Origin of the sequence: Plantactinospora soyae, from assembly GCF_014874095.1 — a bacterium.
In the GTDB taxonomy this organism is placed as follows: Bacteria; Actinomycetota; Actinomycetes; order Mycobacteriales; family Micromonosporaceae; genus Plantactinospora; species Plantactinospora soyae.
The window spans coordinates 3416909-3439741 of the sequence record NZ_JADBEB010000001.1 but is presented as its reverse complement, the minus strand read 5'-3'; the positions used below and the strand labels follow the sequence as shown (position 1 = coordinate 3439741).

13 protein-coding genes are annotated in these 22833 nt (G+C 72.6%); 9 read left to right on the top strand and 4 right to left on the bottom strand.

What is annotated here, in order from left to right:
- Positions 1 to 5: 5 nt before the first annotated feature.
- The 7 genes from H4W31_RS15370 (at position 6) to H4W31_RS15340 (ending at position 15102) form a co-directional block, all read left to right on the top strand.
- The gene (locus H4W31_RS15370) at positions 6 to 632 is read left to right on the top strand and encodes an isochorismatase family protein (protein ID WP_192767280.1); all 627 of its coding nucleotides are present in this window, start codon (positions 6 to 8) and stop codon (positions 630 to 632) included.
- A 21-nt stretch (positions 633 to 653) separates the two neighbouring features.
- Positions 654 to 1883 (top strand): MFS transporter, encoded by a 1230-nt coding sequence (locus H4W31_RS15365; RefSeq protein WP_192767279.1) that lies wholly within the window; start codon positions 654 to 656, stop codon positions 1881 to 1883.
- Positions 1884 to 2263: 380 nt separating this feature from the next.
- On the top strand, positions 2264 to 3034 hold the full coding sequence (locus H4W31_RS15360; protein ID WP_264084070.1) for a DUF4132 domain-containing protein: 771 nt from the start codon (positions 2264 to 2266) through the stop codon (positions 3032 to 3034).
- Positions 3031 to 7950: a hypothetical protein gene (locus H4W31_RS15355; protein ID WP_225945541.1), complete on the top strand. Its 4920-nt coding sequence runs from the start codon at positions 3031 to 3033 to the stop codon at positions 7948 to 7950. Before H4W31_RS15360 ends, H4W31_RS15355 begins: the two co-directional genes overlap by 4 nt.
- A 35-nt stretch (positions 7951 to 7985) precedes the next feature.
- On the top strand, positions 7986 to 9161 hold the full coding sequence (locus H4W31_RS15350; protein ID WP_192772129.1) for an ATP-binding protein: 1176 nt from the start codon (positions 7986 to 7988) through the stop codon (positions 9159 to 9161).
- Positions 9158 to 12856, top strand: a complete 3699-nt coding sequence (locus tag H4W31_RS15345; protein WP_192767277.1) for a vWA domain-containing protein — start codon at positions 9158 to 9160, stop codon at positions 12854 to 12856. The genes H4W31_RS15350 and H4W31_RS15345 overlap by 4 nt, the downstream gene beginning before the upstream one ends.
- Positions 12853 to 15102 carry a hypothetical protein gene (locus H4W31_RS15340; protein ID WP_225945540.1) on the top strand — a complete coding sequence of 750 codons (2250 nt, stop codon included), beginning with the start codon at positions 12853 to 12855 and terminating at the stop codon, positions 15100 to 15102. The genes H4W31_RS15345 and H4W31_RS15340 overlap by 4 nt, the downstream gene beginning before the upstream one ends.
- 185 nt (positions 15103 to 15287) lie before the next feature.
- On the opposite strand, the gene ctaD is transcribed toward H4W31_RS15340, so the two are convergent.
- From ctaD to eda, 4 genes are all read right to left on the bottom strand, one after another.
- Positions 15288 to 17045: an aa3-type cytochrome oxidase subunit I gene (gene ctaD / locus H4W31_RS15335; RefSeq protein ID WP_192767276.1), complete on the bottom strand. Its 1758-nt coding sequence runs from the start codon at positions 17043 to 17045 to the stop codon at positions 15288 to 15290.
- Positions 17046 to 17219: 174 nt separating this feature from the next.
- A complete protein-coding gene (locus H4W31_RS15330; protein WP_192767275.1) occupies positions 17220 to 18326 on the bottom strand; it encodes an FAD-dependent monooxygenase in 1107 nt (368 codons plus the stop codon).
- A gap of 222 nt (positions 18327 to 18548) precedes the next feature.
- A complete protein-coding gene (locus H4W31_RS15325) occupies positions 18549 to 19646 on the bottom strand; it encodes a sugar kinase (RefSeq protein WP_192767274.1) in 1098 nt (365 codons plus the stop codon).
- A gap of 94 nt (positions 19647 to 19740) precedes the next feature.
- Positions 19741 to 20400 carry a bifunctional 4-hydroxy-2-oxoglutarate aldolase/2-dehydro-3-deoxy-phosphogluconate aldolase gene (gene eda / locus H4W31_RS15320; protein WP_318783215.1) on the bottom strand — a complete coding sequence of 220 codons (660 nt, stop codon included), beginning with the start codon at positions 20398 to 20400 and terminating at the stop codon, positions 19741 to 19743.
- Positions 20401 to 20454: 54 nt separating this feature from the next.
- Here eda and H4W31_RS15315 point away from each other — a divergent pair, with 54 nt between their 5' ends.
- On the top strand, positions 20455 to 21357 hold the full coding sequence (locus H4W31_RS15315; RefSeq protein ID WP_192767273.1) for an IclR family transcriptional regulator: 903 nt from the start codon (positions 20455 to 20457) through the stop codon (positions 21355 to 21357).
- Positions 21358 to 21669: 312 nt separating this feature from the next.
- On the top strand, positions 21670 to 22830 hold the full coding sequence (locus tag H4W31_RS15310; protein WP_192767272.1) for a GH12 family glycosyl hydrolase domain-containing protein: 1161 nt from the start codon (positions 21670 to 21672) through the stop codon (positions 22828 to 22830).
- The last annotated feature ends 3 nt before the right edge of the window (positions 22831 to 22833 follow it).

The window sequence follows — 22833 nt, the reverse complement described above, 5'->3', positions numbered from 1 at the left end:
GACAGATGAGCCGAGCACTGATAATCGTCGACGTACAGAACGACTTCTGCGAGGGCGGGTCGCTCGCCGTCACCGGGGGCGCGGCGGTGGCCGCCGGGATCTCCCGACTGCTCGCCGCCGAACCGGACCGCTGGGACCACGTGGTGGCGACCAAGGACCACCACGTCGACCCCGGCGCCCACTTCGGCGACCCACCGGACTTCGTCGACTCCTGGCCCCGGCACTGCGTCGTCGGCACCGACGGCGCGCAGTTCCATCCCGACCTGTCCCTCGACCGGATCGAGGCGGTGTTCCACAAGGGCGAGTGGGCGGCGGCGTACTCCGGGTTCGAGGGGGCCGCCGAGGATGGCGAAGGGCTGGCCGACTGGTTGCGCCGGCACTCGGTGGAGACCGTCGAGGTGGTCGGCATCGCCACCGACCACTGCGTACGGGCCACCGCCGCCGACGCCGCCCGGGAGGGTTTCGCCACCAGCGTGCTGCTCGACCTGACCGCCGGGGTCAACGGCCAGACCACCGGGGCGGCGCTGACCGTACTGCGCGAGGCCGGGGTGACCCTGCACGGCGCGCCGCTGCTAAGTGACCCCGCCGGACTTGTTCGCTGGCAGGCAGGCGGTACCGACCAGGCAGGATAGCCGGGGAGGTACGCACCCCTGATGAATCTCACCCCTTACCGGGAAGCCCTCGCGCTGCCCGGCGTACGGTCCCTGATGCTGGTCACCCTGCTGGCCCGCGTCCCGAAGACGATGACGGTCATCGCGTTGACGATGTACGTCGTGCTGGAACTGGAGCACGGGTACGCCGCCGCCGGACTGGCCGGTGCGGCGATGACGATCGGTGTCGCCGTCGGCGCACCACTGCTGGGCCGGCTGGTGGACCGCCGTGGCCTGCGACCCGTGCTCGCCCTGACCACGGTCGCCGAGGCCGCCTTCTGGCTCACCGCACCGCTCATGCCGTACCCGGTGCTGCTCGGCGGGGCGCTGCTGGGCGGGCTGCTCTGTCTGCCCGTGTTCGGCGTGGCCCGGCAGTCGGTCGCCGCGCTCGTGCCGGCGGAGAAGCGGCGCCCGGCGTACGCGCTGGACTCGATGGCCGTGGAACTGTCGTTCATGGTCGGGCCCATCCTCGCGGTGCTGCTGGCCACCAGCGTGTCGCCGAAGGCGACGCTGCTCGTGGTCAGCGGCGGCGTCGTCCTCGCCGGCCTGGCATTGTTCTGGCTCAACCCGCCGACCCGGGCCGACCACGAACCGCTGGACGCGGCCCGGCCGGTGTCCCGGCGGGAATGGCTCACGCCGCGGATGCTCGGGCTACTGGCCATCAGTGCCGCCACCACGCTCGTGCTCGGCGGCACCGACGTCGCCGTGGTGGCCGTGCTCCGGGCCGCCGAACAGGTCGAGTGGACCGGCCTGGTGCTGGCGGTGTGGGCCGCCTTCTCCCTGGTCGGCGCCTTCGTGTACGGCATGGTGTCGCGATCGGTCTCCCCGCTGCTCATCGTCACGATGCTCGGACTCTGCACGATTCCGGTCGGCTTCGGCGGTACGCAGTGGTGGTCGCTGGGCCTGGCGCTGCTGCCGGCCGGGATGCTCTGTGCGCCGGCCCTGGCGTCCACCGCGAACGCCGTGAGTCAGCTCGTTCCGGCCAGCGTCCGGGGTGAGGCGATGGGTCTGCAGAATTCCGCGATCACGGTCGGCCTGGCCCTCGGTGCGCCGCTGGCCGGCGCGGTGATCGACGCCTCCGCACCGGCCTGGGGCTTCGCCGCGACCGGCACGATCGGCGCGCTGATCGGGTTGGCCTTCCTCGCCGCCGAACTGCGCCACCGCCGGCGGAAGATCGCCGCACCGACCACCCCCGCACCCACCTCGGTCACCGCCGCACCCGCCGACCGATGACCGTCGCGTCCCCCGACCGGTGACCGCAGCACCCACCGGGCCGGGACCGGCACGTCCGCGCGGCGGTGTTCCCGGGCGGGCGTCCGGGTGGGCGGCGGTGTTCCCGGGCGGGCGTCCGGGTGGGCGGCGGTCCGGCCGGCGGGCTCGTACCATCCACAGTCGACGGCTCCGGGTCGAGGAGATTTCTTGTCGGTACCGGGCACTAGCGTTCCACGTGCTACTCGGCACCGGCGGCCGGATCCCGGCCGGAGGCGGACACATCACGCATCGCGAAGGGTGGATCAGTGGGTTGGTTGTCGGCGGGTGACTCCTACGAGATTTCCCTGACGGACGGCAAGGTGGTCGCCAGATCAGCCGCCCGTCGAGGGACCGGCCGTCCGTTGAAGACGTTGCCAAAGGCGCTGCGGGACCATCCCGAGGTGGATCGGCTGCGTCAGCTCGCCGAGTGGCTCGACCGGCACCGCGCCGACTGCCTCGCCCGGGTCGACGCCTGGATGGTCTCCGCCCTTCCGGTCCCGACCGGGCTGCTCGCCCGGGTGTGGCCCGATCCCGCCTGGCAGGGCGTCCTGCGCGACCTCGTCGTCGTGGGCGACGATCCCGAACAGTTGGGCCTGCTGCGGGACGTCACCGACCAGGGCGAGCTGCGGGTGGTCGACCTCGACGGGGAGACGCTGCGGCTGTCGCCGCGGACGGTGACCCTGCCGCATCCCGTACTCCTGCCCGATCTGGTGGAGCTGCGGGAGTTCGCGGCCGAGCTGGGGGTGACCCAACGGGTCGAGCAACTGCACCGGGCCACCTGGACGAAGCCCGCCGACCTGGACGGGTCGGCGACCTGGGTCCCGGACTTCCGGCAGGCCCGGCTCACCTCCCGGTCCGCCGTGACCGCCCGCGCCAGCACCCTGGGATACCAGGCGTCCAACGCCGCCGTGAGCTGCCGGATCCACGAGGCCGGCCGGATCGTCGAGGCATCGGTATGGATCAACGGAGAGTACTGGGAGAACCAATTGACCATGGGTGACCTGTCCTGGCGGCTTCGCGGCAGCCGGCCGATGCGTCTGGCGGACGTCGGGCCGGTCGCCTGGTCGGAGGGGATCCGGATGGCCGCGAGCCTCTCCGGTGGCCAGCCGGTCGGCACGGGGAAGGGTGCGTGACCGCCATGACGTCCGAGATCGAGGACCTGCTGTCGGCCGGCGCGGTGCTGCCACCGGAGACCGCCGGAGCCGGTGAACACGCCGTACCGCTGACCGCCCGGACCTACCGGCATCCGGTCCTGGACGACCAGCCGGTGGTCCGACTGGTCCCGGCCGAGTTGGGCGACGGGGAGGACGCCGCCGCGGCCTTCCTCGGCCTCGAACGAGCCGCCGAACCGGTCCTGGTCGGGCTCGGTCAACGCCAGTCGCTGGGCTTCCCGGAGTGGGTCCTGGTGCGGCACCCCGACGACGGCCACCACGCGCTGGCGATCGTGCCCGAGCTGACGCGGATCGTCCGGCAGGCACGGTCCAAGCCGAAGGCCGCGGTCGACGAGTACCACGCCGTCGCCCGGCGGTTGGCCAGCTCGGTGCCACACTTCCTCCCCACCTTCTACGAGCAGGCCGGACGGGTGTTCCTCGGCCTGGAGGAGAAGGGGTACGCGGGACAGATGTTCGGCCGGGCCCGCAAGGCCGAGGCGGAGCACGGGCTGACCACCGAGGCGGACCGGATCGACTCGGTGTACCTGGAATTCGCGCTGGCGGGGGCACTTCCGGGCACCGCGCTCGCCGGGTACGCCAAGGAACTGGCCGGCCGACTGCCGGCCGACGAGGCACTGCGACGGTTCAGCCAGCTCTGCGTACGGACCACTGCGGCCGGGCTCGTCCCGTCGGTGCAGAGCGCCAACGCGCTGCGTCGACTGGTCCGCGCGGCGGACAAGGTCGCCCCCGCAGGCGGCACCGGCGGCCGTGCACCCGAGGGCAAGCGTGGACCTGCCGACGGAGACGTCGGCGCGGGGCAGGCACTCGAACGGACGTACCTGGTCGAGATGCTCGACCTGCCGGCGACGGCGCAGGCCTCGATCGGCTGGTGGCAGGCGTACCTGCCGGCCCTGGTCTCGCTGGCCAAAGTGGACCGGAGCGTACGCGGTGCCCTGCTCAACCTGATGCCGCCGAACGACCCGGACGGCGACGCGCTGCCCGCCTGGCTGGAGCTGCTCACCGCGACCGGCGCGACCGACGGGCTCGTCGACGTCCGGCTGCCGGCGGCGGAACGGCCGGCCGACGGTTCGGCGGGCTGGCTCCGGCGGTTCCTCAAGGTGCGGCACCACAACAAGCACCGCTACCCGGGCCGATCCCCGGCACTTTACGGGCTGATCGAGCGGATGGCCGAGAGGCTGCGCACCGAACTCGCCGCCGAGGACGGTGCGACGATCGACGCGAAGGCCGACATCGACCTGACCGACCTGATGCTCTCGCTCGACCTGCCGGTGACCGTCCCCAGTGCCGTGGTGCACATCTCGGCGTGGGCCGTCGGAGTGGGACAGCGGGACCTGCTGGCTCTGGCCGGCGACGCCCGGTTCCGGAAGGCCCTGCACGGGGCGCTCGACCGGTGCGACGGCGAGGGCGGCCACCGGGTGATGCGCCGGCTGGCCGACTCACCGGGCGGTCGGCCGGTGCTGGTGGAGTGGGTCCGGGACCGGGCCGCCGCGCTCGGCGTCCGGGGACTGCCGTCGCTCGCCACGGCGGGCACCCTGCTCGCCTCGCTGCCCACCGAGGTACTGGTGCTGGCGCCGGACGAGGTTGCCACGGCGGCCCGCACCGATCTCACCGACGAGGTGGTCCGGAGCCTGCGCGGCGGGCTGCTGGAGGAACTGGGCTGGCCCGCCTGGGACGAGGCGATCGCCGACGTGGTCGACTCGAAGGTCGACCGGGGGCTCGTCTTCGCGGACGCCTGGCCGTACCTGATCGTGGCCGGCCCGGATCGGGTCCGCGTGATCGACGCCGACGGCACGGTACTCACCCACGACCTGCGGATTCCGCAGGGCGACCGCTGGGGGGAGCCGGGCTTCCACTACGTCGACGGCGAACTACTGGTGCTCTGGGAGTCCAACCAGCGCTACGGCGGCCTGATGGGGTACTGGCACTCCGAGCCGGAGCAGGTGCGACAGATGGTCGGCAGCCCGAGCCGGTACCAGTTCCGCCAGGACCTCACCAGCCTGCCGCTGCCCGGCGGCGGACGGACCACCGGCGCCGGCGTGCTGCACGTCGGCGACAGCGAGGTCCCGGAGGAGCAGGACCTGATCGGCGACGGTACGTCGTACTGGGTACGCCGGTCGGCCCGGCAGGGCGAGACCCCGCAGTGGCACGAGTACGACCCGGTCACCGGGAAGTACGGCCGGCAGGGCGTACCCGGCCAACTGGCCGACGCACTGCGTACCGCCCCGGCCGGCAGCACCCTCGACGAGGGGCAGAGCTGGCTGCGGCCGACCCCCTCGGACCGGGTGACCCCGCTCGGCGTACCGGTGGACGGGCTGCTCGGCTGGCGCGTGGTACGCCTGCCGGACGGGTCGTTCCGGGGCCAGGATCTCACTGGTCGCACGGTCACCACGAGCCGGGGCGTTCCGGCTGGGGCGCTCCGGCTACCCGGAGACGACCGGCTGCGGATCCTGCTGGCGGACTCGCGGCTGGCCGACCCGGACGGGATCGTGGTCACCAGACTGACGACCGGCCGGTCATCGACCCAGGTCACCCGGGCGGGCGTTCCCCTGCCGCCGCACCGGTACCGGCACCAGCTCCGGCCGCGCGACCCGGAGGGTTCTGCCGCGCTGCGCCGGATCGACCGGGACACCGTCGCGACCCTGCTCAAGGGCGCCGACAAACCGAAGGAGCTTCCCGCGCTGATCCGCTCGGCACTACCGCAGCTCACCGACGACGTGCTGGTGACCGGGGTGGCCGAGGTGCTGCGGTTCGCCGCGACCAGCCAGAGCACCCTTCGCGGGCTGGCGGACCGGCTCGCGGCGGCACTGACCGAGGGCGCGATCGAGGAGGATCCGCCGGGTCCCAGCGACGCCGCACTCCGTACCGCCCTGGACGGCCTCGCCGAGCGGTACTACTGGACGTCGCAGGAGAATCTCGACTGCGCCTTCCGGCAGTTGAGGGCGATGCGCAGGGCCGTGGACCGGCCCGAAACCGACCCCGGCGTCCGGCTGCACACCGAAGGCTCGGAGCTGCCACACTCCATGGCGGACCTGCCGGGCCTGCTGGGCTGGTGTACGGGAATCGCGTACCGGGCGGTGGCCGCGACGACTCCGGTGCAGGACCGGGAGACGCTCCGAGCCCTGCTGACCGAACTGGACGGACTCGGCCTGGCCACCGCCACCGAGGCGGCCCGGTGGCGACACATCCGCCTCATCTATCCCGACCTCACCCTGCAGTCCCACGGCGGCTGGCGGCTGCACCAGCAGCGTTCGCTGTTTCTGCTGGCCGGTGGCCGGTTCATCGCGGTACTGGACCAGAGCGCGTCGTTCACCGGTACCGAACTCGGTGGGTTGTACCACGATCCGTCCGGGGAGTTCGCCGTGCCGGCCCGGTACACCGTGCTCACGTCGACGCCGGTCGGCGACGCGCGTCCGGCGGGTTGGCTGGCCGAGTTCCTGGCCGAGTGGGCCCGGCGCGGCCCGCTGCCGTGGCAGCCCGCCGCCGCCGACGAGTTCGCCGAACTGACCGGGGTGAGCAGCGCGGTGGCCCGGCTGGTGCTGGCCGGACTCTTCCAGGCCAACAGCGTCGACCCGATGCCGGCCGAGGCCCGGGAGACGCTGGGGCTCAAGCCCAGCGAGGTCACGCTCGCCCGGTCACAGCTCACCCGGATCAACGGGGACGTCCGGCGGGCCGCCGTCGCGGCGCTGGTCCCCGACGACCTGACCCGGCTCTGGACGGACGGCCCGGACGTCGTCGCCGCCGCACAGGTCTGGAACGACGCCGTCGGGCGGCGGCCCCGGATCCCCGAGGAACTCCTCGCCGACGCACTCCGGTCGGTCAATCTGCCCTGGAGCGTGGACTGGGCGCTGGCCGGACTGCTGGAGCCGGCCGCCTGCCCCGAACTTGGTAACGACCTGACCTGGGTGCTGGCACAGGACCAGTTCGTGCAGCGGGACCACTCGGCGGTCGGATTCACCGCCGCGACGCTGGTCGGCGCCGTCGGGGCCGCCGCCTGGGCCGCCCACCGGGTCCCGGCGGGCCATCCCGTCCGGGCCGCGCTGCCGGCCGCGCTCGTCGCGGTACGGGAACGGCTGGCCAACCCCGAGCTGATGCTCAGCTTGGAGTCGTGGGTCTATCTCGACGCCTTCCGCAAGGTCGCCGGGGCACCGTCGGAGACGGGCGACGGTTGGGAGCGGTACGGCGCCGTCGTCCTGGCCACCTCCGTCAACCATCCCCGGCCGGCCATCCGGGTGGCTCTGCTCGACGACGACGGGAACGACCCGTACCTGCCGGTGCTGCGGGGCGACGCGCAGCAGATGTGGGACACGGAGGTGGCCCTGCGGGTCGCCCGGAACCCGTGGTTCGCCGCCCTGCTGGCCGACCCGGGCGACCCCGCCGCCGGAACCCGGGACCCGGACGGAACTTGGTGGCCGCAGGATCCGAGCCGTTCGGTGCCCGAACTCGTCGCCGAGGTGGTCTCCGGGTACGGGCTGAGCCCCGACGCCGCCGCGCTGTACCTGATGCTGCTGGCCATGCCCGATCCGACCGACCGCAACGTGGCCCGGTGGACCGGTTGGAAGCCCGCCCGGCTCCGGGCCGGCCGCGACGAGCTGGCCGGCACCGACCTGGTGGTCCAGGCCAGCCGGGCCCGGGCGGGACGCACCCTGTTCCTTCCCGGCGTCTGGCTGGAGCAGCGAAGCCCACGGCTGCCGATCGAGCAGTGGAAGATCCCGCTGTTCGCGGTGCCGGGTCAGTCCGACATCCCGCTCAGGCTGGCCGTGCCGTTCGCTCCCGCGCCGGAGATCTACCGGCGGGCCTGGCAACGGGTCCGGGACGGCGAGGCACCCCGGCTCGAACAGTTGCAGACCTCCCGCACCCGGAAGCCGAGGAACCCGTGACCGCGCACGCACAGACGACAGACCCGACGGCAGATATGGCGGCCCGCCCCGGTCGGGGGGCCGACGGCTGGCAGGTCCTGCCGGCCGAGCGACGGTTCGCCGCCGAACTGGCCTTCCTCGCCGCGTACGACGACGGCCCCCGGCCGCCCGGATGGGCGCTGACCCCGCGTGCCGTGGTCACGTTCATCCAGGGCAGCGACGGCGAGCCGCTCTGCCTGGCCAAGGAGCGGCGTACCGGCCCGGACGGCGGTGAACTGCCGGCCACCCTGGCCATCCCCGCCAAGTTCGTCGGCGAGCGGGTACTGGTGGAACGGTGCGTGGTCACCCTGGCCGGCGAACGGGGACTGCTGCTGGTCGGTGAACCGGGGACCGCCAAGTCGATGCTCTCCGAGCTGCTGGCCGCGGCGGTCTGCGGCACCAGCGCGCTGACCGTGCAGGGCACCGCCGGAACCACCGAGGACGCCTTCCGGTACGGCTGGAACTACGCGCTGCTGCTGGCCCAGGGGCCGACCCGACAGGCACTCGTCGAGTCCCCGGTGCTCACCGCGATGCGTACGGGTCGGGTGGCCCGGATCGAGGAGGTCACCCGCTGTCTGCCGGAGGTGCAGGACGCGCTGGTGTCGATCCTGTCCGACCGCCGGATCAACGTGCCCGAGCTTGCCGACACCGACGCCGGGGTGCTGCCGGCGGCTCCGGGTTTCACCGTGATCGCGACCGCGAACCTGCGTGACCGGGGCGTGTCGGAGATGTCGGCCGCGCTCAAGCGCCGTTTCAACTTCGAGACCATCGGACCGATCGCCGACCCGGTGACCGAAATGGAGCTGGTACGCCGGCAGGCCATCGCGGCCGTGGCGCGGGCCGGTGCCGCGTACGCCGTGGACGACAGTGTGCTCGACGCCCTGGTGACGGTCTTCCGCGACCTGCGGTCCGGGCGGTCGGCCGAGGGCTGGGACGTGGAGCGACCGGGGACGGTGATGTCCACCGCCGAAGCCGTGCAGGTGGCCGCCGCGCTCGCCCTCAGCTCGGCGTACCTGCCGGCGGGCGACGTCCTCGACCTGCTGCCCGGACACCTGCTCGGCGTGGTGCGCAAGGACGACCAGGCCGACCACGGCCGGCTCGTCGGTTACTGGGACGGCCCGGTCCGGCGGCGTGCCGAGGAGGGGGCACCGATGTGGCGGCGGCTCTGGGATCTGCGGGAGACGCTGCGTTGACCGGGGCAGCGACGTCGGACCCGCGGAAGGCGCTGGAGGCGCTGGCCGGATCGGTCCAGCCGTACCTGATCGGGGTGCGGCACCACAGCCCCGCGCTGGCCGCCCTGGTGCCGGCCCTGCTCGACACCGCCGCACCCGACGTCCTCTGCATCGAGTTGCCGACCGACTTCCAGTCCTGGCTGCGCTATCTGGCCGATCCGGCAACCCGGGCGCCGGTCGCGTTGACCGGGGCCCGCGACGGCGGACCGCTGGGCTTCTATCCGTTCGCCGACTTCTCCCCCGAACTGGCCGCGATCCGGTGGGCCCGGGAGCGTGGCGTCGAGGTCGTCTGCTGCGATCTTCCGCTCACCGACCCGGGATGGTCGCCGTCGACCGACACCACGGATCCGGGCACCGTGGCAGAGCCGGCCGTCGCGCCGGCCTTCGCCGCCGCGCTCGCGGCCAGCGGTACCGGCCGGAACGGCGACGACCTCTGGGACCGGACCGTCGAGGTACGGGCCCCCGGCTGTCCGCCCGAGGCGGTACGCCGGGCCGCCCTCGGGGTCGGGTGGGCGATGCGGCAGGACGCGGTGACCGCCCACGGCGTACCCGCTCGGGACCTGGCCCGCGAGGAACACATGCGGCGGGTGCTCGGCGAGGCCGCTGCCGGCGGTCGTCGGGTCGCCGCCGTGGTGGGCTCGTTCCACGCCGTCGCACTGCTCGGATCCGCCCACACCGCACCGACCAGCGGAGCCGCGGACCCGGCGGCCGGCGTCGCACCGACCAGCCGGGCGGCAGCCCCTGCCACGGTCGGCACTCCGCCGACCGGCCGGGCGGCCGCCACCGTTGCCGCCTCGCTCGTCCCCTATTCCTTCGACCTCCTCGACTCCCGGTCCGGCTACGCGGCCGGGATCCGCGATCCGCGTTGGCAGCAGGCCGTCTTCCTGGCCGGCGGCGATCCGGAGCAGGTCCGGCTCGCCGCCGCCCGGGCCGTCACCGACGTGTGCCGGGCGCTCCGATCGGCAGGACACACCGCCGGTACCGGCGAGGCCGCCGAAACCCTCCGGGTGGCCGAGGACCTGGCCCGGCTGCGTGCCCTGCCCGCACCGGGGCGGGGTGAGCTGCTGGAGGCGGTGACCACCGTGCTCGGCCAGGGAGAACTGCTCGGCCGGGGTCGGGCGCTGGCCCGGGCGCTGGAAACGGTGCTGGTCGGTGCCGAGCGGGGCCGGATAGCCCCGGGAACGCCCCGGTCCGGGCTCGGGCCCTCGGTGGAGGCCGAACTCGTCGAGCTGCGGCTGCCGAACCCCGCCGAGCCCACGGCACGGGAACTCCGCCTCGACCCGCTCCGGTCCACTCTGGATGGCCGCCGCGAGATCATGCTGCGCCGCCTGCGGACCTGCGGAATCGACTACGGCGAGCCGGTCGAGGTGGCCGGCATCGGCGACGGCTCGGCGCTGACCACCCGGTGGCGGGTCTCCTGGACGCCGTCCGTACCGGCCCTGTTGGATCTGGTCGGCGTACGCGGCGTCACCATGCGCCTCGCCACGGCCGGCACGCTGCGGGCGCGATTCCACCGGGAGTCCGCCGACGGTGGACCCACCTGTGCGGAGGTCCTCGCCGGGCTGGACGACGCGGCCCGGTGCGATCTGCCCGACCTCGTCGACGACCGGCTCGACCGGGCCGCCGCCGTACTGCCGGCCGCCGGCACACTCGCCGAACTGCTCAGCGCACTCGACCTGGTGGAGGCGCTGCGCCGGCAACACCTGCCGGGTACCACCGCCGACGGGCGGGAGCGGGCCGCCGAACTCGGCACGACCCTGCTGGACGCGGCGGTACGGGGACTGCCCGGACTCGCCGGCAGTGACCAGCCGGAGGAGGCCGCGGCGCTGATCGCGCTCGCCGTACGGGCCGGCGAACACCGGCTGGGGCTGCGCCTCGACGCGGCACTGGCGGAGTTGGCCCGTACCGGATCACCTCTGGTGCAGGGGGCCGCGCTGGCGGCTCGGGTGCTCCTCGACCTCGACACCCCGGACACCCTGGGCGTCCGTACCGCCGGTTGGATCGACGCCGGCACGGATCCGGCCGGGCGACGCCGACTGCTCCACCTGCTGGGTGGGCTGCTGACGGCGGCCGGCCCGCTGCTCCAGGCCGCTCCGGCCGCGCTCGACCCGCTGCTGGACCGGGTCGAGCGGTTGACCGACCAGGATTTTCTGGCCCGGTTACCGGCGTTGCGCGGCGGCTTCGACACGCTGACGCCGGCCGCCCGGGAACAACTGCTGGGCACCGTCACCGGACGCCTCGGCGACCGGATCGACCTCACCCTCTCCGCCCCGCCCGCCGTGCTGGCCCGCTGGAGCGCGGCAGACGCCGCCGGGCACGCCGTGCTCCGGGCCCTGGGCATTCCACTGTTCGGGCTGCCCGAGTCCCGGCCGACCGCCACCGGCCCGACCGCCAACGGCCCGACCACCACCGGCGACGAGGGCGCCCGGGGCGCCACAGCCGACAGCGCCGCAGCCGACAGCGCCGCACCCGTCGGCGGCGGAACGCGCGGAACGGCCACCGTGGGCGGCGCGACGGCTCGACCGCCGGAGGTACGGCTCGGCCCGGCCGACCGCTGGCGTCTGCTGCTCGGCCGGGAGACCGAACGGCTGCCGGACCACCTCCGGCGGCACGCGCGCGCCCTGGACGAGCTGTACGGAACGGGCCACGGCGAAGGGGCCGCCGACGTCGGTCAGGGCTCCGCCCCCGGCGCTGCCGGGCAGAACGCCTCCTTCCCGACCGCCCGGGAATGGGCGGACGAACTGGAGGTCCTGTTCGGCGCGGGCATCCGGGAGGAGGTGCTCGCCCGTGCGGCCGAGAACGGTCGGAGCGACGTCCTCGCCCAACTCGACCCGGAGGCCGTACGCCCCTCGGTGCAGCTGTTGACCTCGGTCCTCTCGCTCGCCGGTGGCCTGCCCGAACAGCGGCTGGCCCGGCTGCGGCCACTCGTGCGGCGTCTCGTCGACGAACTCGCCCGGGAACTCGCCAGCCAACTCCGCCCCGCGCTGTCCGGGCTGACCACGCCCCGGCCGACCCGCCGCCCGGGTGGCCGGCTGGACCTCGCCCGTACCCTGCGGGCCAACCTGGCGCACACCCGGCGGCTCGCGGACGGCCGGACGGTGGTGCTGCCGGAACGCCCGGTGTTCCACACCCTCGTCCGGCGCGAGGCCGACTGGCGGTTGATCCTCGTCGTCGACGTCTCCGGATCGATGGAGGCGTCGGTGGTGTGGTCCGCGCTGACCGCCGCCGTGCTGGGCGGGGTGCCCACGCTCTCCACCCATTTCCTCGCCTTCTCGACGAAGGTGATCGACCTGACCGACCGGGTGAGCGATCCCCTCTCTCTGCTGTTGGAGGTACGCGTCGGCGGCGGTACGCACATCGCCGCCGGGCTCGCCCAGGCCCGGTCCCTGGTGACCGTTCCGAGCCGGACGATCGTCGTGGTGGTCAGCGACTTCGAGGAGGGCGGCCCACTGGCCGGACTGCTCGGCGAGGTACGGGCGCTGGCGAACTCCGGTGTCCACCTGCTCGGCTGCGCCGCGCTCGACGACGGTGGCGTCCCGCGCTACTCGGTGCCGATCGCCCAACAACTCGTCGCGGCGGGAATGCCGATCGCCGCGCTCAGTCCGCTCGAACTCGCCCGCTGGGTGGGCGACCGGCTACGTGGAGGACCCCGGTGACCCCTTCGCTGCCTGCCGATCCGTCGGAACCGGTCGGGGACCGGCTGCCACCGGTGGCGCCGCAGGTTGTCGCCGCAGTCACGGCGGATCTCAGCTCCCGGCTGGCCAAGAAGCTCGATGCGACGATCGAACGGGTCGGCGCGGCTCCGCGCAGCGCGGGCCCGGACGGACTCCGGATCGACTGCGGTCCGGACGCGATCGTCACGCTCACGCCCGGACCGTCCGGTGTGATCACCGACGCCGACCAGGTCCGATGCGGGTGCCTGCTGGCGCCCCGCTGTCTGCACCGCGCGGCCGTGCTCGGTGCCTGCCCGGTCGCCGACCCGGCCATGCTGTCCTCGTCCTCGTCCTCGTCCTCGTCCTCGGACGACGAAAGCGGCGCCGCCACGACGATCGCCCCGAACACCTGCAGCGGCGACACCGCCGTCTCCGGCGACCCCGACCTCTCGGCCGCTGGTAGCACCAAGGCCACGGGCGCCGCGACCCCGAGCGGCAGTGCCGCGACCTCGACCGGCAGCGCCGCGACCTCGACCGACAGGGCCAGGACCCCGAACGGCAGTGTCGCGACCTCGACCGACAGCGTCGGGACTGCCCCGGGCGGCGGGGGCACCAGCGCCTTGGGCGGTGGGGTGGCCGCGCCGGCCGGCACCGGTCGGGCCGCCCGGAGCGGCGGCCCGACGGCTGCGCAGCGGGTCGCGGCGAGCGGACTGTGGCGGGCGGGTGTGGCGGTACTCGCCGCCGGGGTGCCGGCCGCCGGCGCCGTGCTCCAGGCCGAACTGCTGCGGTCCGCACACAGCGCCCGACTGGCCGGCCTGCCTCGGGCGGAGAACGCCGCGCTCCGGGCGGTACGTGGCCTACGGGCCGCCCGGGCCCGGCACGACGGTCACCGGCTGGCCGAGCTCGTCGTGGTGCTACACGAAGTCCTGCTCACCTCGGGTCGGCTCGCGGCCGGCGACGCCGATCCGGCCCTGGTCGGGGTGAGCCGGCGCAGCTACCGGCCGGGCGGCAGCCTGCGGGTGTCCGGAGTGTGCCGTGAACCGGTGATCAGCGCGACCGGCTACGCGGGCGTGGTCACCCACCTCCGCTGCGCGGACGGACGCTGGTTCTCCATCGTCGACGTGCAGCCGGGCGGGCCGGACCGGGCTCGGAACTGCGCGAACGCGGTCGTCGAGGTGGGACTCGCCGCCGTCAACCATGCTCAACTCGCCCGTGGCGGTCTGCTGATCACCGGGGCGACGGTGTCGCCGGACGGCCGGCTCGGCGCCGGACGAGGAGTTCGCGCCATCCCGGTCGACGGTCCGAGCTGGTCGACGGGTTCGCCCGCGGAACTGTTCGCCCGACCGCTCGCGGAGGCGGTACGCGCCCAGCTCGGCCCGGCTCCGGAGCAGGCCGGGAACGGCTCCGACGTCCACCTCGGTACCAACATCCACCTCGGTACCGCGTCCGACGGCTCGGCCGGCGGCCCGGAACTGGTCGGCTGTGACCTGGTGGTGCTCGGCGCGGCCGGCGACCACCTACTCGCCCGTGAACTGACACCGAGCGCAGCCGAGCCGGTGGCCGCAGCCGAGCCGGCGATCGCGACCGGGCCGGTGATCGCGACCGGGCGGGCGATCGCGACCGGGCCGGTGATCCGGCTCGTGCCGGCCGACTCCCATCCCGAGCTGGCTCATCTGGCCAACCTGCGCCGGCTCGCATCCCGGCCCGGTCTGCGGATCCGGGTCGTCGGCCGGCTGGACACCGAACGGGCCAGCACGCTGCGCCCGCTCGCGGTCGGTCCGGTACCGGGGGCCGAGCCGACGCTACGCCTGCCCGAGCAGTGGCTGGACCACGCGGATCTCGGGTACGACCTGCTCCAGGGCGGACACCTTCCGCCGGTGGGCGAGGGCCTGCCGGACGTACCGGTCGGTCAACCGGGCCCGGATCTGGTGGCGGCGTCTCCCCTGTGGCGGGTACGCCGGCTGGTGGAGTTGGCCGTGGCCGGTGGCCGTCGGACGGTCGGGGAGGCCGCCCGAGGAGACGGTTCGGGGCTGACTGCGCCGCTCCGCCGGGCCGGGTTCGCCGTGGCCGCCGCACTCGCCACCGCACTGGGCGCCGAATCCGACCGCCATGGCCGGGACTCCTTCGGCCGGCTCACCGATCCCGACCCGGACCGGTACGCCTGGGCCTGGGTCGCGGCGGCCACCCACCTAGCCGCCACGGAACGGGAACTCGTCCGGGCGTCCTGGACCGATCCGTCGCACGTCTGACGGGCCTCGGGACCCGCCTGCGGGGGTCAGCCGGCCGGACCGGTTCACGGGTTGCGGGGCGGCCGGCCTGTCCCGGTCGAGGGCGGGGCCGGCGGCGGGGCCGGGCAACGACAGGGATGAAACGGCTCGCGGCCGGTGCCGGAGAACGGGTCTCCGGTACCGGCCGCGGCGCGGGATCGAGTCGGCTACTTCCGATCGATGTTGCTGGCGGTGTCCTCGGTGTAGCTGGCACCGTGGTCGGACTCGCTGGTCAACGGCTTGGCGCCACCCTCCGGCGGCCCGGCGAGCGACTGCCCGGCGGCCAGTTCCGGGAACTTGGCGTCGAACGCCGGCCGCTCGGAGCGGATCCGGGGCATCCGGTCGAAGTTCCGCAGCGGAGGCGGCGAACTGGTCGCCCACTCCAGCGAGTTACCGTGACCCCACGGGTCGTCAACCTCGACCACCGGACCGGACTTGTACGACTTCCACACGTTGTACAGGAATGGCAGGGTCGAGATGCCGGTGATGAACGAACCGATCGTCGAGATCATGTTCAGCGTGGTGAAGCCGTCCGTCGGCAGGTAGTCGGCGTACCGCCGGGGCATGCCCTCGTTGCCGAGCCAGTGCTGCACCAGGAACGTGGTGTGGAAGCCGATGAAGGTCAGCCAGAAGTGGACCTTGCCCAGTCGCTCGTCGAGCATCCGGCCGAACATCTTCGGGAACCAGAAGTAGATGCCGGCGTACACGGCGAAGACGATGGTGCCGAAGAGCACGTAGTGGAAGTGGGCCACCACGAAGTAGGAGTCCGACACGTGGAAGTCGACCGGCGGGCTGGCCAGCAGCACGCCCGTCAGGCCACCGAAGAGGAAGGTAACCAGGAAGCCGACCGCCCAGAGCATCGGCGTCTCGAAGCTGATCTGGCCGCGCCACATCGTGCCGATCCAGTTGAAGAACTTCATGCCGGTCGGAACCGCGATCAGGAAGCTCAGGAACGAGAAGAACGGCAGCAGTACCTGACCGGTGGCGAACATGTGGTGGGCCCACACGCTCATCGAGAGCGCCGCGATCGCGATGGTCGCGCCGACCAGACCCTTGTAGCCGAAGATCGGCTTGCGGGAGAAGACCGGGATGACCTCGCTGATGATGCCGAAGAACGGCAACGCGACGATGTAGACCTCGGGATGCCCGAAGAACCAGAACAGGTGCTGCCAGAGCATCGGGCCGCCGGTCTCCGCGTCGAAGACGTGGGCACCGAGGATCCGGTCCGCGGCGAGTGCGAACAGCGCCGCCGCGAGCAGCGGGAAGACCATGATCACCAGCAGGCTGGTGACCAGGATGTTCCAGGTGAAGATGGGCATCCGGAACATCGTCATGCCGGGTGCGCGCAGGGTGAGGATCGTGGTGATCATGTTGACACCACCGAGGATCGTGCCCAGACCCGAGATGGCCAGGCCGACGATCCACATGTTCGCGCCGACGCCGGGCGAATGCTCGACATTGCTCAGCGGGGTGTACGCGAACCAGCCGAAGTCCGCCGCGCCGCCCGGGGTGACGAAGCCGCCCAGGGCCAGCGTTCCGCCGAACAGGTAGAGCCAGTAGGCGAAGCTGTTCAGCCGGGGGAACGACACGTCGGGCGCGCCGATCTGGATCGGTACCACGAAGTTCGCGAACGCGAAGACGATCGGCGTCGCGAAGAACAGCAGCATGATCGTGCCGTGCATGGTGAAGAGCTGGTTGTACTGCTCCGGCGAGAGGAACTGAAGTCCTGGCCGGGCCAGCTCGGCGCGCATCAGCAGCGCCATCAGGCCACCGATCATGAAGAACGCGAACGCCGTGACCATGTACATGATCCCGATTTGCTTCGCGTCCGTCGTACGCAGCAACCGCGCGATTGCCGAGCCCTTGACCGGCTGGCGTACCGGCCATGGCCGGGTCACGATCGGCTTTGGTGCGACGGTGGTCACGAGTGGCCTCCGGTTCTCGTTAGTCCCACTCGGCACGCGCTGTTGATCTGCGGGCCGTACCTCGGAGGCAGAATAGTCCCCGTCAGCAGCGGGTCCGGCGTCGGGTACGACTTGACCCGCCCGTGTCGTCGCGCGAGGCGTTCCCGACACCACCGACCGAGTTGACCAGCGGGCTCACGCCGGGGCGACGAGCAACCGGTAGTGCTCCTGGAAGATCCGTCCGCCACGGTCCCGCAACAGCGGGTCACGCAGGGCCGGCGGTACGTCCCTGGTGCGGTCGCGGTCACGGGTCCGGTCCAACACCCATTTGATCCGTGGCCGGCGCCGGCTCTCGTACCCGCTCAGCGCCTCCGGCACCGTCATCGACCGGCACAGCGCCCGAGCGAGGACCACTCCGTCCTCCAGCGCCATCGCGGCCCCCTGGGACAACGTCGGCGCCGTGGCGTGTGCGGCGTCACCCACCAGCACCACCCGACCCCGGGACCAGCGCCCCAACTGCACCTCGTCGGTACGGGTGACGTGCACCCGCTCCACCGCGTCCAGTACGGCCGGCACCGGGCCGCCGTACCCGTCGAACAGCTCGCGGACCCGGGCCAGCGGATCCACCGGCAGGTCGGTGCCCGCCTCGTCGGCGTAGCAGTAGAGCCGACCGGCGCCCATCGGCACGACGACGAACGCGGCCCGCTCGCCGAGCAGCCCGGTCCACTCGGCGATCCGGGGTCCGCCGGTGACGATGCTGCGGTAGACGACCTGCCCCGCCGGCCGGGGCGGACCGCCGAGCGCGGCCAGTGTGCGTACCGCCGAATGCCGGCCGTCGGCACCGATCACCAGGTCGTACTCGGCCTGGCGGTCGTCGCCGAAGGTGACCGTCACCGTTTCCCGGCCGACGTCCAGCGCCCGGATCTCGGTGCCGTACCGCACCTCGCCACCGGCCCCGGTGAGCAGCACCTGATGCAGGTCCGCACTGGGGAGCGCCCGGCACTCGCCGACGCCCGCCCAGAGTTTTCCGAGGTCGACCTCACACAGTTCCCGGCCCTGCATGTCGCAGAAACGCTGGCGCCCGATGACCTGGCCGAGCGGGCGTACCGGGCCGTCCAGGCCGATCTCCCGCAGCGCCCGTTCGGCGTTGCCGGGCAGGTAGATGCCGACCCCGGCGGCTCGGGACGCGGGCAGCCGCTCGGTGACCTCCGGCCGGAACCCTGCCAGCCGCAGAGCACGGGCGACCGCCAGACCGGCGATGCCCGCGCCAACGACGAGAATGCGCAGGTTGGATCCGGCCATTTGGTGACGCCTCCGGAGGGATCGGCACGCGTTGAAGGCAAGACACTACTCCGCGCTATCGCCCCAGCGGTAGATCCGATCGGATGCGCCCAGTTCACGGCCGGGTCGAGGCGATCGACCGCAAGATCAGCATGGTCGACCACCGGCCCAGGTAGGCCCGTCGTTGGGTGGTTGCGGGCGTCCGTTGGAGGGATCCGCCCTGGTCCGAGGGCCGAGGTCAGCTCACCGCTGGACCCGGGCGCCGGCCCCGCGGACGAGCGCCTCGACCTCCTTCAGACTGGCCATCGAGGTGTCGCCGGGGGTGGTCATCGCCAACGCGCCGTGCGCGGCACCGTACTCGACCGCGCTGGCCAGGTCACCGCCCTGGAGCAACTGGTAGATCAGCCCGGAGGCGAAACTGTCGCCGCCGCCGACCCGGTCGAGGATCTCCAGTCCGGGCCGGTGGGTCGCCTGGACGAAGCCACTGGCGGCAGACCAGGCGATCGCTCCCCAGTCGTTGACGGTCGCGCTGCGTACGGTACGCAGCGTCGTCGCCACCACCCGGAAGTTGTCGTACTCCTTGGTCACCGCCTCGATCATCCGCTGGAAGTTGGCGACCTCCAGTTCGGCGAGGTTCTCGTCGGTGTCGGGCACCTCGAAGCCCAGCGAGGCGGTGAAGTCCTCCTCGTTGCCGATCATCACGTCCACGTACCGGGCCAGTCGCCGGTTCACCTCCTGGGCCCGGGACTGGCCGCCGACCGCCTTCCAGAGGCTGGGCCGGTAGTTCAGGTCGTACGAGATGGCAGTCCCGTGCCGGCGCGCGGCGGCCATCGCCGCCTCGATGGTCTCCGGGGTGATCTCGGAGAGCGCGGCGTAGATGCCCCCGGTGTGCAGCCAACGCACGCCCAGCGTGCCGAACAGGTGATCCCAGTCGACGTCGTCCGGCCGGAGCTGACTCGCCGCCGTGTGCCCCCGGTCGGAGGTGCCGACGGCGCCGCGTACCCCGAAGCCCCGCTCGGTGAAGTTGAGTCCGTTGCGGACACTGCGGCCGATGCCGTCGTACGGCAGCCACTTCACCAGGCTCGTGTCCACCCCACCGGTGAGGATCAGGTCCTCCAGCAACCGGCCGACCTCGTTGTCGGCGAACGCCGAGACCAGCCCGGTACGCAGTCCGAAGCAGCGGCGCAGACCGCGTGCGACGTTGTACTCCCCGCCGCCCTCCCACGCCCGGAACGTCCGGGCGGTACGCACCCGGCCCTCGCCCGGGTCGAGCCGGAGCATCACCTCACCGAGCGAGACCAGGTCGTAACGGCAGTCCTCGGCGGATCGGAGCGTCAACATTGCACGGGCCTTTCGGGCGGGACGGACGGAAGACGAGCGGCAGCCGGAAAATCGAGAGGGGACAGCCGGAGCGGCGGGCCGGACGGTCGGCGGCTCAGGCCGAGGGTCGACTCGCCGCGACGGCGGCGGCGGTCAGCCGGGTCACCTCGTCCCACCGGCCCTCAGCGAGCAGCGCGGGGGCGACCATCCAGGTGCCACCGACCGCGAGCACGGCGGGCACGGCCAGGTAGTCGGCGAGGTTGCCGGTGTTGACCCCGCCGGTGGGGATGAACCGGACGGACCGGAACGGCGCGGCCAACGCCTTGATCATTTTCACTCCGCCGAGTTGCTCGGCCGGAAAGAACTTGACCGTCGTCAGGCCGGCGTCCAGGGCCATCTGGATCTCCGTGGCGGTGGCGGCGCCAGGGAAGACCGGCAGGCCACGCTCCTGGCAGTGCCGGACCACGGCCGGGGAGAAGCCGGGACTGACCACGAACCGGGCGCCCGCGTCCGCGGCCTCGTCGACCTGGGCCGGCGTCAACACGGTGCCGGCCCCGACCAGCAGGTCGGGTCGGTCCGACATTGCCCGGATGGAGTCGGCGGCGGCGGCCGTCCGGAACGTCACCTCGATGGCGCGCAGGCCGCCGGCGGTGAGCGCGGCGGCCAACGCCGGGGCGGAGGCGGCATCCTCGAGCACCACGACGGGCAGGATCCGAGTGGCGGCAATCGTTTCCGATACGTCCGCAATCTGTTCATCATCTTGAACGGTGGTCACATATGCGACCCTACTGCGCTCCCCGGCGCTGTCAAGCCGACTAGAGTGGCCGCCATGACAACGGGCACGACCAGGGACACGGGGTCGCTGCCGGGTCCGGCCACCCGGACCGACGGCGCCGGTCCGAACCGGTCCGCCGACTCCGGCGATCCCGGCGACCCGGCCGGCACGGTGGGCGCCACCGGGCCGGTCGAGGCGTTCCAGCCGGTGAAGTCGGCCGGCCGGACCCTCGACGTACTGGAGGCGCTGGCCGACTCGCCCCGGCGGCGTTCACTCGTCGAACTCGCCCGTGACCTGGGGATCCCGAAGAGCAGCCTGCACGGCCTGCTGCGCACCATGATCCAGCGCGGGTGGGTGGAGGCCGACCTCACCGGCACCCGGTTCGGACTGGGCGTACGGGCGCTCCAGGTCGGTGCCGCCTATCTGGAGGCGGACGACGCCACCGGACTGCTGTCCGGAGTACTGGACGAGTTGGCCAGCCGGTTCGGCGAGACCGTACACCTCGGCCGGCTGGACGGGCCGCACGTTGTCTACCTGGCCAAGCGCGAGTCCGTACATCCGCTGCGGTTGTACAGCGCGATCGGCCGGCACCTGCCCGCGCACGCGACCGCACTGGGCAAGGTGCTCCTCGCCGAGCGCCCGGACGAGGCGGTCGACCGGCTGCTGAGCTGGCCCCTGCCCGCGCTGACCCGGCACACCGTCACCGATCCGTCGCTGCTGCACGCGGAGTTGGCCACGGTCCGGGCCCGTGGCTACGCGGTGGACCGGGAGGAGAACACCGAGGGGATCGTCTGCTTCGCGATGGCGGTTCCGCTGCACTCCCCGGCCGTGGACGCGATCAGCCTCTCCGTGCCGGCCGCCCGGCTCGGCCCGGGAAGCGAGGAGCGGATCGTCGCGGCGCTGCGCGGCGCGGTCAGCCAGGTCCGGGCCGCCCGTACCCTGCTCGCCGGAGCCTGAGGCACCCCCACCGCCACCACCCGACGACGCCGGGCGAACTCGCGGGCCGCCCAGGCCACCGCCAGCGACAGAGGAGCCGTTTCACGGTACGCCGTTCAGCCCGCCGAACCAGCCGCCAAAACCGGCCCATCGGCATGAACGGGTTCGGCTGGGGCAGGGTCGAGTTGCTTTCCGATATCAAGCATGTAAATGTGTCACTAGCTGCTGCCATGGGAGCGCTCCCCCGGGATCACCACCAGCATCACCGCCGCACGCCCGGCACCTCGCGGCACCTCACCAACTCCACGGACACCCACCATGCCAAGGAGCATCATGAGACGTTCCGTCCCCGTCTTCGCGGCGATCGCCGGCCTGCTCGTCGCCGGCTCGATCGCCGTGCTCACCGCCGGTCCCGCCCAGGCCGACGTGCAGATCTGCGACCAGTACGGCTCGACCACCATCCAGGGCCGGTACGTGGTCCAGAACAACCGGTGGGGCACCACCGCCCAGCAGTGCATCAACGTCACCGACACCGGCTTCTCGATCACTCAGCAGCAGGGTTCCTCCCCGACCAACGGCGCACCGGTCTCGTACCCGTCGGTCTTCGCCGGCTGCCACTACACCAACTGCTCCCCCGGAACCAACCTGCCGATGCAGGTGAGCCAGATCAGCAGCGCCACCAGCAGCATCAGTTACAACTTCGTCAGCGGCGCCACCTACAACGCCTCGTACGACATCTGGCTGGACCCGTCGCCGAAGCGGGACGGCGTCAACCAGATGGAGATCATGATCTGGTTCAACCGGCAGGGCCCGATCCAGCCGATCGGTTCGTCGGTGGGTAGTGGCACCGTCGGCGGGCGTACCTGGGACGTGTGGCGCGGCAACAACGGCGGCAACAACGTCATCTCGTACCTCGCCCCGTCCCCGATCACCAGCTGGAACTTCAACGTGCTGGACTTCATCAACGACGTACGCAACCGTGGCGCGATCACCAACTCCTGGTACCTGACCAGCATCCAGGCCGGCTTCGAGCCGTGGCAGGGTGGCACCGGGCTCGGCGTGAACTCGTTCTCCGCCTCGGTCAACGGCGGCGGCAACCCGCAGCCCACCGGACAGCCCACCACGCCACCCACCGGCGGGCCGACCACGCCGCCGACCACCCCGCCGGGCGGCAGCAACGGTTGCCGGGTGGCCTACACGGCGAACTCCTGGAACAACGGCTTCACCGCCTCGGTCACCATCACGAACACCAGTTCCAGCCCGATCAACGGCTGGACGCTGAACTACGACCTGCCGTCCGGACAGCAGGCGACGACCTCCTGGAACGCCACCGTCACCCAGAGCGGATCGACGGTGACCGCCCGGAACATCAGTTGGAACGGCAGCATCGCACCGGGGGCCACCGCGTCCTTCGGCTACCAGGGAACGATGAGCGGCGCCTACTCGTCACCGTCCTCGTTCTCCCTCAACGGTTCCGCCTGCTCCCGGGCCTGACCC